The sequence below is a fragment of the Coleofasciculus sp. FACHB-1120 genome (genome assembly GCF_014698845.1).
Taxonomy (GTDB): domain Bacteria; phylum Cyanobacteriota; class Cyanobacteriia; order Cyanobacteriales; family FACHB-T130; genus FACHB-T130.
In genome coordinates, this window is sequence record NZ_JACJTV010000025.1 from 17369 (window position 1) to 30299 (window position 12931).

The 12931-nt window shown below is 43.9% G+C and carries 10 protein-coding genes; 9 read left to right on the plus strand and 1 reads right to left on the minus strand.

The features are described 5' to 3' along the window. The first annotated feature begins 639 nt into the window (after positions 1-639). The 3 genes from H6H02_RS19500 (at position 640) to H6H02_RS19510 (ending at position 3656) form a co-directional block, all read left to right on the plus strand. Entirely contained in the window at positions 640-1887 is a 1248-nt protein-coding gene (locus H6H02_RS19500) for a glycosyltransferase family 4 protein (RefSeq protein WP_190820805.1), read from the plus strand. A gap of 17 nt (positions 1888-1904) precedes the next feature. Beyond that, complete coding sequence (locus H6H02_RS19505) at positions 1905-3089, plus strand: glycosyltransferase family 4 protein (RefSeq protein WP_190820895.1); 1185 nt, start codon at positions 1905-1907, stop codon at positions 3087-3089. A 399-nt stretch (positions 3090-3488) separates the two neighbouring features. Continuing rightward, the gene (locus tag H6H02_RS19510; protein ID WP_190820808.1) at positions 3489-3656 is read left to right on the plus strand and encodes a hypothetical protein; all 168 of its coding nucleotides are present in this window, start codon (positions 3489-3491) and stop codon (positions 3654-3656) included. Positions 3657-3689: 33 nt separating this feature from the next. On the opposite strand, the gene H6H02_RS19515 is transcribed toward H6H02_RS19510, so the two are convergent. Next, positions 3690-5909, minus strand: coding sequence for a hypothetical protein (locus H6H02_RS19515; protein WP_190820810.1), 2220 nt, complete (start codon positions 5907-5909; stop codon positions 3690-3692). A gap of 388 nt (positions 5910-6297) precedes the next feature. Between H6H02_RS19515 and H6H02_RS19520 the strand changes: the two genes are divergently transcribed. The 6 genes from H6H02_RS19520 to H6H02_RS19545 all read left to right on the plus strand — a co-directional run bounded on the left by H6H02_RS19520 (position 6298) and on the right by H6H02_RS19545 (position 12782). After that, a complete protein-coding gene (locus H6H02_RS19520) occupies positions 6298-6483 on the plus strand; it encodes a hypothetical protein (protein ID WP_190820812.1) in 186 nt (61 codons plus the stop codon). Then, a complete protein-coding gene (locus H6H02_RS19525; protein ID WP_190820813.1) occupies positions 6480-7880 on the plus strand; it encodes an oligosaccharide flippase family protein in 1401 nt (466 codons plus the stop codon). The genes H6H02_RS19520 and H6H02_RS19525 overlap by 4 nt, the downstream gene beginning before the upstream one ends. Positions 7881-8208: 328 nt before the next feature. After that, positions 8209-9372, plus strand: a complete 1164-nt coding sequence (locus tag H6H02_RS19530) for an O-antigen ligase (RefSeq protein WP_190820814.1) — start codon at positions 8209-8211, stop codon at positions 9370-9372. Positions 9373-9575: 203 nt separating this feature from the next. After that, on the plus strand, positions 9576-10544 hold the full coding sequence (locus tag H6H02_RS19535; protein WP_190820815.1) for a methyltransferase domain-containing protein: 969 nt from the start codon (positions 9576-9578) through the stop codon (positions 10542-10544). Positions 10545-10590: 46 nt separating this feature from the next. After that, the gene (locus tag H6H02_RS19540) at positions 10591-11685 is read left to right on the plus strand and encodes a glycosyltransferase (protein WP_190820816.1); all 1095 of its coding nucleotides are present in this window, start codon (positions 10591-10593) and stop codon (positions 11683-11685) included. A gap of 146 nt (positions 11686-11831) precedes the next feature. Then, on the plus strand, positions 11832-12782 hold the full coding sequence (locus tag H6H02_RS19545) for a glycosyltransferase (RefSeq protein ID WP_190820817.1): 951 nt from the start codon (positions 11832-11834) through the stop codon (positions 12780-12782). Positions 12783-12931 lie beyond the last annotated feature (149 nt).

Below are 12931 nucleotides of genomic sequence, written 5' to 3' on the forward strand. Positions count from 1 at the left end.
TATGTCCGATGCCTCGGAAAGTTAATTGTAAAGTCAGAAAGTACAATTTATACAATTAAGTGGTTTTACGTAGAAACTCAGCCTGCAACTGCCATAAGAAGTTTTTTATAATTCCTATCTCTGATAGTAGTATGCCTCAAAAAGTTAATTGTAAAGTCAGAAAGTACAATTTATACAATTAAGTGGTTTTACGTAGAAACTCAGCCCACATCTGCCATAAGGAGTATTTTATAACTCCTACTTTTGGTAGTAGTAATAGCAGTGGCGAGTTCTCCTTTAGGGTAGTATTAGATTTGGTAAAAGCTTAGGAATGGCTTGGTCAGGGCTTTCCGGGATTGGGAGGAATTATTGTGCAGTGTTAACATTGAGCAAATTCTTTAGCTTCCTAGCATCTTGCACCTCATTATAAAGTTGCCATGAAGTCAAGTAGGAAATTTGAGAATTTTCTGTAAAATCTGGCAAATTCAATTTACTTAGGTGGGGTTTTACAGTAATCTAAGCAATCATAAGGAAGGAAATCTCAGACTCTCAAGTCAGCTAAGCAATCATGCTGAAATAAATCTACTGAGAGGCTGCTTAATTAATCTTTAGTTACAACAAAAAATTACCAGTACACCTAGCTATATAGGTATTCTTGTTATGCGTAAACCTGTTTTGACTATCTTCTACCAGTTCAATCCGAGTGGCATTAGCATTGGGGGGATTCAAACAGTCATACGTACCTTTGTCAAATATGCTCCCAGCGAGTTTGAAATTAGGCTGGTAGGAACGGAGAACGATCCATCACAACCCATAGGAGTATGGAGAGACGCCCAGTTGGCAGGCAGAGAGATCCGCTTTATGCCCTTGTTTTTTATAGAAAACGATAACTTTAAAAAATTAGTACCAACCACTATTAAATATACGGCTGCCCTTTTGGGTCGGAACTTGAGTTCGGATTTCATGCACTTTCACAGGCTGGAACCGACGCTTTTTACTCGCAACTGGTCAGGAGAAAAGACTCTTTTTATTCATAACGATATTCAAAAACAAATTAATTCTGCGGATAAAAAAAATGCGATTCTATGGCAACGTTTTCCAGCAGCGTATTTTGCTATCGAACGCTATCTTGTAAGTCAGTTTTCTCAAATCTTGTCGTGTAATACTGAATCGGTGCAACATTACCAACAGCATTACCCAGAGATAGCAGAGCGCATTTCCTACGTCAAAAACACAGTAGATAACGAAATCTGCTACCCATTGACCTTAGATGAACGAGAGGAAGGTAGGCGCACACTTGCACAGCAGATGGGTTTAGCGGAAGATACGCGCTTTATTCTATTTGCTGGCAGACTTCACCCCCAGAAAGACCCTCTGTTGCTAGTCCGCTCCATTGCCGCCCTGAACGATGCAACTGTTCACCTCCTCATAGCAGGCGATGGGGACTTAAAAGAGGAGATAAATTCTGAGATTTCCCGCCTTGGATTGTCCGAACAGGTAACGCTGCTGGGTGCGTTAGCCCAGACAGAACTTGCACAGTTGCAGCGCGTATGCAGTGTTTTCGTCCTAACGAGCGCCTATGAAGGTCTTCCGATGGTCGTTCTCGAAGCGCTTGCCAGCGGTACGCCAGTAGTGACAACTCAATGCGGCGAAACTCCAAATCTACTCACTGCTGGAAGTGGAGTTGTCTGCGAAGAGCGATCGCCAGCCGCAGTTGCAGATGCCTTGCGGAAGGTACTGCACAACGGTGGAGATTATCCAATCGAGGCGTGCGTTCAAGCTGCCAAACCTTACGGTGCCAAGACCGTCGTGGGTGACATCTACAGCAATATGCTAAGCCGCTGGCAACAGCGAAATTGGTCTACTAGCCAGATTAATCAAAAAAGCTTTACCGGGGTTTCACAATGAAAAGTGCCAATGCCAAAATGAAAATTGCCGTAATCGGAGCAAAAGGGCTGCCTGCCAAACAGGGTGGGATTGAGCATCACTGTGAAGAAATTTATTCACGGGTTGTGGAACAGGGTCATGAAGTGGATTTGTTTGCCCGTTCCTCCTACACAGGAGATATTTCGCTCAGCGCTTATAACGTTCATGGTGTGCGGGTTGTTTCCATCCCCAGCTTGAATATCAAGGGAATGGATGCCCTGTTGAGTTCGGCGCTGGGAGCGATCGCTTCCAATGCGAAGCGTTATGATATCGTTCACTTCCACGCTTTAGGACCAGCCCTCTTTACCTGGATGCCCAAAATTGCTTCCTCGGCAAAAGTTGTTGTTACCTGTCATGGCTTAGACTGGCAACGTGCCAAATGGAACAAAGCTTCTAGTGACCTAATCCGTCGCGGCGAACGTGCTGCTGTCCGCTTCTCTGATGGGATGATCGTCGTATCAGAGGAACTGCGCTCATACTTTAAGGAAACTTACGGTAAAGAGACAATTTATATTCCTAACGCACCCTCAAATATGGGTGATTCAGACCCTACTTTTAGCTATGGAACTTCGTTAGGTCTAGAACAGGGACGCTATATTCTATTTTTAGGTAGACTCGTACCGGAAAAGTGCCCCGACTTACTCATCAAAGCCTTCCAAAATCTTCAGCAAGAAGGATGGAAACTCGTCATGGTGGGCGGTACGAGCGATACCAATGAGTTCACCTCGGAAATAACCGAGATGGCGGCGAATAACAAGAACATCATATTCACAGGTGAACTTAGAGGTCCCCGTCTGGCAGAAATCCTTCGGGGCGCGGGATTGTTTGTACTTCCTTCTGAGTTGGAGGGATTACCTCTATCAATGTTGGAAGCAATGCAGGAAGGTGTTCCCGTACTCGGTAGTGATATTCCCGTGCATCAGCAATTGCTCCGCAAAGATCGAGGGATGCTTTTCCAGGTGAAAAATGTAGATTCCTGCCTCCGCAGCTTGGAATGGGCAATCAATCACCAGAAGGAATTGGCGGTAATGGCTAAAAACGCCCAGCGTTATGTGCAAGCAAACTATACCTGGAACCAGATTACTAGCGAAACGTTGGACTTGTATAGCACACTCACCGCCCTTGTTCCAATAAAACCAGACCCAAAACGAGACTCAAAACGGTCAATTCCAGTTTCAATCTAAATTGTCAATATAACTTAATATTTTTTGTCAGGGGATAGGGGCGCACAAATAACTGTACGCCCCTACTATTTTTTGTCTTGGAATTTGTTTTACCAGTTCACCAATGTTATAAGCGCGACTCCCATGCTTACACCAAATTACCTATGTACGTACTAGCACCATTCAGTTATAAAACTGAGCTTTTAGGACAAATTAACCACGAACCCTTGAAATGGCTGGTAAAAAATTATACTTAAGGAGATTTCCCTAGGTTTGCGGATTTATCAAGGAGTTCCTTACAATTAATTAAATAAATACACTGATGCCAAAGCCACGTACTATCTCCTATGGTGGAGACGTAAAGAAAGCTACATCAGAAAAATGAACACCTTTATCAAGAAACTAATTGCTACGAGCGTCATGTTTCTCTTTACGGCTGCTGGTTTCGTAGTATTGGCATTTTCCGTAGTCTTGATGACGGTTGAATCCCTTGTCTCGCAAGTGTTGTCACAAGTAACAGCACTACAAAAGCATTCTTTAACAGAACGTGTCAGCGTCGTGAAAGCACCGTCTTCTGTTAAAGGCTAATGCCTTGGTACTTAGCAGATAAGGTACCAGTATTCAGGGGCGAATTGCGTGTACGGGCGCGGAAGATAAAGCAGCCTGCTCCTTAGAATCGTCAGGAGTTCCGTAGTAAATGCCCCTGCCATTGGTGCCAATAAAGACCAAGCCAAACTTCTGCCAACTCGCCTCCATCACATTTGGCTCGCCACCGATGGGATTTTGGCTAGAACCGATGCTTATCCAAGTTTTGCCTTTGTCGAGAGAACGGAAGATTCCCTCGCCCATACCAGAAATTTTTCCATACAAATAAAGCACCGGAGTTGTACTTCCTGTCTGCGGTTTTCCGAAAGTAAACAAATGCGCCTTTTCTACTGAAGGCAGCTTAGCGAACGTTTTGCCACCGTCTGTGGAGTGGAATAAACCTTCCCAGTCTAAGCTGAGCCAGACTTCATTTTTCGCATCTGGAACTGTTTTCAGCGCATACGAATAGTAGTCACTCTTAATATTGGGAATCGATGAGTTGACAACGCTAAAGGATGCACCTTGGTCAGTGCTGCGGTAAACTTTGCCGTCGCTGTAATAGTAAAAAGTATTTCCATCTACTTTATCCGCCACCAAGGGCTGACCCCAATACCACGGACCTTCTGGGCCATTCGGTAGTCCTGACACTGCACTCCATGAAGCGCCGCCATCAGTGGTACGTAAGGGTGGAGCTTTACTGACAGCTACAACGAACAAGTTTGGGTTAGTTGCGGATATCGCTACGCGCAGCGGCATTGATGCCGGAAATGAGGCAAACCTCTTCCAGGTTAATCCGCCGTCTGTTGAAGTTGCTCCTGTATAAGTTGAGTTCCACCTCGAACCGCCAACGCGGACGAGGCGCAAGGGATCGCTTTGGGAGTAGGCGATGCCATAGGTGTCGCGATTGGCGTTATTGATTAGAGAAATCCCTTCAAACCTTTTGGCGGGAAAGGCGTTAAGCCCATTGTTGTGATAGAAACCGTCTACATCGGCTACCCCACTCAACAAGAGTGCGCCTTTGGGAGGTGCAGCGATCGCAAAAGCGACGACCTCTTCATGTCCTTGCTCATAGTTAGTCCAAACGACCGGATTGGCGTTGATATTGTCTGTCTGCCAAATTCCGAACCCGTCAGTTAACCATGCTTTCCCTGCCACTTTTGGGTCAAACTCAATAGCGGAAGTCCACAGGGAAAACATGGAGTCATCCCACCAAGGAACCGTATGCTTTATCGATGCCTTTAACTCTTTCCAAGTGGCACCACCATCTGAGGTTCTGTAGATTTTAGTAGCGGTAGATTGACCCAAGGCTACCAGTAAATCGTTGGGATTATTTGGGTTAACGCCCAAGGCATTAAAAGCTACTGGTTTTTTTTCTGGGGTGATGTTGCTCCAAGTCCCGTTTTGATACTTGCTAACCCCCGCCATGTGGGTTACATACAGAATACTGTTGTTAGCAACAGCCATTCGCTGGGCTTGTACTGGACTTCCCGCTATTTTGCTCCACGTAACACCCGTGTCAGTGGACTGATAAATGCCGTCTCCGTAAACATTCGCATAGACTAAACCGGGTACTTGGTTGTCAAACACAATTCCCAAGATGCCAACGCCTTTGGTAAACGTTGGGGATAAAGTTGCGACTTTCGCCCATGTCGCGCCTGCATCTGAAGACTTCCACAGCCCATCGTGCCGCGAACCAAAGAAAATAACGTTGGAGTTGGCTGGATTGACAGCTAGCCTTTTTCCCGCCCAACGATGGTCGTCATTGCTGTCCATCCCTAAGTCTAGGTTTAGTTTAGTCCAGTTTTTTCCTCGATCTGTGGACTTAAAGATTGACCCTTTGGGTTGCCACTGGGAGTATTTACCGGCTGCCATGTAGACGATATTTGGGTTGTTGGGATCTGTTGCGATCGCTTCTCCCCCGTAATATGTTTTCTCTTGACTTTTGAAGCTGTCATTTAATGGAATCCAGGTTTTATCTTCGGCATTCCAGCGATAAAAGCCACCAACGTCGGTTCTGATATAAACCAGATCCTTTTGTGCGTTGTGGATATAAACACCTGTAACAAACCCTCCGCCGCCTATCGACACGTTAGCCCAGCGATACCCATTTGCCCCAGCGACGGAGGAAGTGGGTGCCATCGGTACGGACACAAGATCCGCGCCGACAATCGGCTGTTGGTTGCTACTAGCAGTACACCCAAGCATAATGCCAATAAACACAGGAGCCACAGCTCGATGGAGAAGGTTTAATATCATGATTGCCTAAATACTGGTAAGATTACAGACCTTTTGCAGAGAATAATTGAGTTATCTATTTCATAAAGTTGAAGTTCTCATGAAAAATTATCAAGCATTCCATCGCTCAATACCAAATGTGTAAATATTAAGTGTCTTTATAAAAGCTTTAAACTTTGGGGGCAAATTCTCACAAATCCACACAGTTGTCTGTGGTAAATTAAACTTGCTTGCTTAGGAAGAGATTGGCACCCAATTACAATCACTTTAACTGCTACTGAGATATTTTTGCCAGTCTGTACTAGCATTAGTGGCAATTGACTATTTATTCAATGAAATATGCTGACGACCTTAGAAGGCCGTCTACTGATGCAGTAGCGATGAACCAAGGCAAACTGAGGAGAAAAATGTGCTGGAGCTGAGCCACCTGCTCAAAAAAATGATGAGTATTCTACCGATTTTCCCGAATCTTGCGCCGCTAAAGACTCCCAAGTTGCGATCGCTATCGATAAATCTCTTTTTCTGGAAGTCTTCATTGGTAGAACATCAAGGATTTCTCCGTAATATTTGCGACTTTGAGGAACAACAAGCATGAGCTTAAAAACTCAAGTCATGCGGGGAGGAATCTACCTAGTACTACGTCAGGGGCTAGGAGTATTCATCAGTCTGGCAGGAGTGATGCTAGTTACCAAGGTCATCGGGCCGGAGAACTACGGGCTTTATGCTGCCGCTGTTAGTATATTTTTGTACCTTCAAATGCTTAGTCAGCTAGGCATTGAAGTTTATCTGGTGCGGCGGGAAGGGGAAGAAGAACTAGGAGTCTACCACCAAGCTTTCACCCTACTGTTATTTCAAGCGTTGGCAGGAATGCTTTTAGCTTTTTTGGCGCTTCCTTTAATCGAAAGCTGGGTAAAAATCCAAGGGTTTCGCCCGGTAGCGCAAGTCTTGTTTCTGGGACTTCCCGTCGTTCTCCTCAATCAAGTCCCGATGGCTCGGCTAGAGCGCAATCTAGATTACAAACGGGTCGCTTTAATTGAACTTCTCGGTCAGTTAGTTTACTACGTGATAGCCTTTCCGATGGCTTTTCGGGGATCCGGAGTTTGGGCGTTGGTGGCTGGATGGTGGCTACAGCAAGTTCAAACTCTAGCACTACTCTACTGGAGTGCAGGCTATCGTCCCCGCTTTGCTTGGAAGTTGGATTTAGTTAAGCAGATGTGGGGGTACAGCATGAGCTTCTCCGCATCAATTTGGGTGTGGCAACTGCGTACCCTAATCAACCCCTTGCTAGTAGGTAGGTTCGCCGGGGCGGAAGCGGTAGGATACGTGGCTTTAGCCATTCGCATTATCGAGATTCTTGGTTTTGTCAAAGCTGCAACCTGGCGAATTTCTATTGCTACCCTCTCCCGCTTGCAGGGGGACAAAGAACGCCTAGTAAAAGCTGTAACGGAAGGAATGGGTTTACAGATATTAGCAGTGGGCCCGCTGTTAGTCGGAGTTAGTTGGGTTGCTCCTTGGCTAATTCCGCTAGTATTTGGCGATCGCTGGATTCCTGTAGTGCAAGTTTATCCTTTTATCGCCTTGGGCTATCTGACCAACTCCCTGTTTAATATGCACTCCTCAGCACTCTACGTTCTGCGGCGAAACTGGGAAGTTACAGCCTTTCACATCGTACACATGGCTCTTTTTGCGGGAGCAGCATTTTTGCTTTTACCCCGCCTGGGATTAATCGGATACGGTTGGGCTGAGGTAGTAACTCTGGCGAGTTACGTTGTAATTCACTTCTACTTGGTGCGGGATATTGGCAACCCAGACTATCGACTGACTGGCTTATGGTGGAGTGCTTTTGCCGCTGCTCTGTTTGCTTATCAGTTAGGATGGTGGGCGGCGCTGGGATTAGTAGCAGTGGCTTTGTTGCCCAGTACCCACCAAAAGCTGAGAGATTACATGACAAGTATCAGGGGAGCAAAGTCTGAAGGCGCGTCTTCAAGTTAGCGCGATCGTACCTGCGGACTCTCAATGTTAAAAGTTATACCATTGGATTTTGGAATTGTCGTCGATAAAATCGTGAAATCCTTTACAGGCAAGGTTTTCCCAATCCAAAATCCAAAATGGTATTAGCGGCTGCTCAGAAAATTTAGATTGATTTTCCTTCCCTATGTCACCAGCTCAACCTGTAGGCCCTCTCCTAAACTTCATTGAAAAGAGATTCGCCATTCTTACCCTGGTAGTCTTCACAGGGGTCTTGAATTTTGCCAGCTATTACAATGTGTCTGAGGGCGTACCAGGATACGGCTTTTACGTCTCGTCCTCCTTTGACCGGATGGTGTCGCTGCTGCAATATGGGATTTATGCGACAACTTTATTCTTTATTATTGCCCGGTTTAAAAGTGTTGTTCGCCCTGCGCTGAGAGACCCATTCTTATTAGTTTTGATAGGGCTTATTGTCACCTCATTTTTCTGGTCTGATTTCCCAAGTATATCGAGGAAAGCTGGCGTATTTGCATTAATAACAACCTTATTTGGATTGTATCTGGCTTCCCGCTTTAGCTTAAAAGAGCAATTAAGGATAATCGCTTGGGCGTTGGGTATAGTTGTCGTATTTAGCTTATTGTATACGCTAGTTTTGCGAGGATCGGGAATAGAGAATGGGACTCATTCGGGAGCTTGGCGAGGACCTTTATTACACAAAAACCTCTTTGCTCGGCTGATGCTAGTATGTGCGTTTCCTCCATTACTGGCTGCTCTGGATCTTCGTAACAAGTACCGCTACCTTGCGTTTGGTGTTGCTGGTCTGGCAACTGCTCTAATTATACTTTCAACTTCAAAAACTGCCCTAGTTATCTTTCTTACTCTAATAATTCTTTTACCTCTGTATAGAGCTTTGCGATGGAGCGATAACCTGGCAATTCCCTTCTTCATCACTTTGATATTAATAGGAGGAAGTATGGCTACATTTACTGTAGCCAGTTGGGATAATTTGTTGTTTAGTTTAGGGAAAGATCCTACTCTGAGTGGTCGTACAGAGATTTGGGAAGCAGTCATGCATAAAATTTGGGAGCGTCCTTGGCTAGGTTATGGGTATCAAGCTTTTTGGATAGAAGGAGGAGAGTCAGATTATGTGTGGCGCGTACTTCGATACAGGGTGTATCAGGCTCACAATGGCTTTTACAATATAGGAGTAGAAATTGGTTTATTAGGAGCCTTGTTTTTTGTAATTAGCGTGGTTTTTGCTTATATACGGGCAATCAGATATATGCGTTCAAGTAAAACATCAGAAGCTCTATGGCCTCTAATCTACTTAACGTTCTTGCCTATGTATAATTACACCGAAAGTACGATTGTCGAACCAAATTCTATTTATTGGGTTTTGTTTGTCTCAATCACTTTCTCTTTAAGAAATATCCAAACACTAACAACTAGGAAAGAAAGCGAAAGATTCAGGGAAGAAAGTGTTAGCCAAACAGGGGTAGAAAGCTTTCCTTAATGTTCCAGATTAACCAGACTGGAATAGGAGGAACCTCGACCCTCACAAGCAAAAAACTTGCGGAGAATGTGAGAGAGAGCCTCACAGTCAGCATTTCCCCGCTCAGCCTGGGAAGGAGATAACAAGATATCAGAGTAAGCTGGTTATGCCTTTCGTCCGATAAATTACTTGACTCTACCTATCAAAAATAAAGGGATTATTTCATGAATACCCAGATGAAACTATCGGAAAATACGCAACAATTGCTCAATTGTCCAGTTTGTCAGTCAAAGTTAGAATTGGTCAAAGAGGAATTTGAATGTACAAATTCTGAGTGTAAGGCTCATTTTCCGGTAGTTGATGGGATACCTGTTTTAATCAATGAGTCTTCAAGTATCTTTTCTTTTAGCGATTTTTTAAATCGTCAAGATACAACTTTCAATTTTCAATCTCAGTCAAAATTGAAAAAGGTTATTGCAAATTTACTTCCGGATATTCATGCCAATATCAAGGGAAAAGACAATTATGATCAGTTTTTAAAGCTGGTGATGAAGCTGAATGAAAAACCTAAGATATTGGTGGTTGGTGGGGGTATCGTGGGAGATGGAATGGAAGCTGTTTTTTCCAATCCCGCTCTGGAAATTGTTAGCACTGATGTTTCTTTTGGTCCTTGCACAGCATTAATCTGTGACGCTCACGACATACCCTTTGCTGAAAACTCGTTTGATGGGGTAATTGTACAAGCTGTACTTGAACACGTTCTAGATCCCAACCGATGTGTAGAAGAAATTTATCGGGTACTTAAAAAAGGAGGAGTAGTTTACGCAGAAACTCCCTTTATGCAACAAGTACACATGGGAAGATATGATTTTACTCGATTTACTCATTTAGGACATCGCCGTTTGTTTCGTAAGTTTGAAGAAGCTTCTAGTGGCGCAGTGTGTGGCCCAGGAATGGCATTAGCTTGGTCATATCAATACTTTCTTTTGAGTTTCGTGAAATCTGATGCGGCAAAATCGGCGGTGAAAGCTTTTACCCGATTGACTTCCTTTTGGTTAAAATATTTAGACTATTTTTTAATTGATAAGCCTGGTACATTTGATGCAGCATCAGGATATTATTTTATCGGGACAAAGAGCGATCGCGTTCTTTCTGACCGAGAATTGCTTAAACTCTACAAAGGGATACAATAGAGTTTTTGCTGATTAAGATTGGTAAAAATTTATTGCCGGATTCAAAATGTCTAAGGTGGCAATTTTTCTCACCTCCCTGGAAGGTGGTGGCGTTGAGAGAGTGCTAGTTAACTTGACTCGTGGTTTTATCGAGCAAGGTTTAAGCGTAGATTTAGTTTTAGTTAAGGTCGAAGGACCTTTTTTGCCCCTGGTTCCGCCAGAAGTAAACATCATAGACTTACAGGGGAAGCGGCTAATCACTAGTCTTCCCGCGCTGGTACGCTATCTAAAAGAAAACAAACCGCAAGCTTTACTTTCGGCTTTGGAAGATACGAACTTGGTGGCTTTGTGGAGTCGAAAACTAGGTGGTGTATCAACTCGAATAGTCGTTAGCGTACATAATACTCTTTCAATAGAATCCAAAAATTCAACTCAACTCAAAAGGCGAATTTCACCTTATTTGGCACGCTGGTTTTACCCGTGGGCTGATGCAGTTGTTACAGTCTCTCAAGGGGCGGCGGATGATTTAACAAAATTGGGTTTACCGAAGGAACTGGTTAAAGTAATCTACAACCCAGTTGTTACCCCGGAACTTTTTAAAAAAGTTGCTGAACCTTTGGATCATCCTTGGTTTAAACCAGATTCCCCTCTAGTGATTTTGGGTGTAGGACGCTTGGAAAAGCAAAAAGATTTCTCAACGCTGATTCGCGCTTTTGCACAAGTGCAGCAGCATCGTCCGGCAAAGTTGATGATTTTGGGTGAGGGAAAAGAACGACCCCAGCTTGAGGCTTTGGTGCAGGAACTAGGTTTAACAGAAGTTGTAGCTTTACCTGGGTTTGTGGCGAATCCTTATGCTTACATGGCTGCATCGGCGGTGTTCGTTCTCTCGTCTTTATTCGAGGGATTGCCTACTGTATTAATTGAGGCGATGGCTGGAGGAACCGCGGTTGTTTCTACTGATTGTGAAAGTGGGCCAGCAGAGATTTTAGAACAGGGTCGCTATGGGAAATTAGTACCTGTGGGAGATGTGAAGCGTATGGCAGAGGCTATTATTAACACTTTAGATGAGCCTCGAAATTCTGAAGCTTTACAGCAAAAGGCTATGGAATACTCTCTTGTAAATGCTTTAACAGCGTATCGGCAGGTGTTGGATGTTAGCTAACGTTATTTTCTTCCTTTGATTCTGGTTTAATCGGAGAAATTTATTAGGCTGGATTGAGGAACGAACCGATAGATTCAGTAAGTTTTTGAGTGAGAAGAAAGTAACATAGCAATGGATAGAATTTAAAAAGTTTGAAGAGATAAAGCATGAACAATAATCCGAAAGTTAGCATTCTCATCAACAACTACAATTATGCTCGTTTCTTGGCGGAAGCGATTGACAGCGCTCTCAACCAAACTTATCCTCACACTGAGGTAATTGTAGTAGATGACGGTTCTACTGATAATTCACGGGAAATTATTGCCGGTTACAAAGATAAAATTACCCCAGTGCTAAAGGAAAATGGGGGGCAAGCTTCGGCTTTTAATGCAGGTTTTGCCGCGAGTACTGGAGATATCATTTGTTTTTTAGATGCTGACGATATCTATGTGTCAGAAAAAGCGGCAGAAATTGTAGATGCGTTTAGCGATCGCGCAGATTTAGGATGGTGTTTTCACTCGCTTAAGTGGGTGGATGCTGAGGGGAAACCTTCTCTCACTCAAAATGGCAATGAAGCTGCATCCATTCCTAAAAAAGGTGATGAAAATCTTAAGCGGGAATACGATCTGCGAGAACACATAAAAAAGGGCAAGCTGAAGGATAAATTAGACAATCTTCCTTCTACCACAGCTCTATGTTTTAGGCGATCGCTTCTACAGCAGATTCTGCCAATGCCTGAAGCCAAGCGAATTGGTCTTAATGATGGTTATTTAGAATTTGCTTCAATAGGGCTGAGTAAAGGGCTAATTTTTGATAGAGAATTAGCCCTTTATCGAGTACATGGCTCTAATGCCTATTCTATGAGGAAGGATAAACAAAAGGTGCAAGCCCGAATCATTGTCCTTACCGCTTATTGGCTCAAGAAGAATTTCCCATCGCTTTCTAAGTTTACCAATAACTTGTTGGCAACAGGTTTGGGGATGTATCGTCGTTCTGGAGGAGTTGAGGAGGAATGTCAGGAATTTGTTAAACGTTATTTATCTTCGGTGACGCTACCAGAAAAACTTGAAATTTATCTGAGAGCGTTTTACAATTACCTGAAAAATACTAAGTTTTAGGTAAGTCAATCAATACTCTGGTCTGACTTTAATATTACTCATAAATTGCTGCTGATAAAGTTGTAGGGGCACAAAGGTTTGCGCCCCTACAATCGTTACGTTTTATTTGAGTTTCACCGGAGGCAGAGCCTCATGGATGACAAGGAGTC

What these genes read in the sequence shown, in the direction of transcription:
- H6H02_RS19545 (WP_190820817.1), top strand. Translation starts at nt 11,832, where the DNA reads ATGAACAATAATCCGAAAGTTAGCATTCTCATCAACAACTACAATTAT.
- H6H02_RS19505 (WP_190820895.1), top strand. Translation starts at nt 1,905, where the DNA reads ATGAAAATTGCCGTAATCGGAGCAAAAGGGCTGCCTGCCAAACAGGGT.
- H6H02_RS19530 (WP_190820814.1), top strand. Translation starts at nt 8,209, where the DNA reads ATGGTGTCGCTGCTGCAATATGGGATTTATGCGACAACTTTATTCTTT.
- H6H02_RS19535 (WP_190820815.1), top strand. Translation starts at nt 9,576, where the DNA reads ATGAATACCCAGATGAAACTATCGGAAAATACGCAACAATTGCTCAAT.
- H6H02_RS19510 (WP_190820808.1), top strand. Translation starts at nt 3,489, where the DNA reads ATGTTTCTCTTTACGGCTGCTGGTTTCGTAGTATTGGCATTTTCCGTA.
- H6H02_RS19515 (WP_190820810.1), bottom strand. Translation starts at nt 5,909, where the DNA reads ATGATATTAAACCTTCTCCATCGAGCTGTGGCTCCTGTGTTTATTGGC.
- H6H02_RS19540 (WP_190820816.1), top strand. Translation starts at nt 10,591, where the DNA reads ATGTCTAAGGTGGCAATTTTTCTCACCTCCCTGGAAGGTGGTGGCGTT.
- H6H02_RS19525 (WP_190820813.1), top strand. Translation starts at nt 6,480, where the DNA reads ATGAGCTTAAAAACTCAAGTCATGCGGGGAGGAATCTACCTAGTACTA.
- H6H02_RS19500 (WP_190820805.1), top strand. Translation starts at nt 640, where the DNA reads ATGCGTAAACCTGTTTTGACTATCTTCTACCAGTTCAATCCGAGTGGC.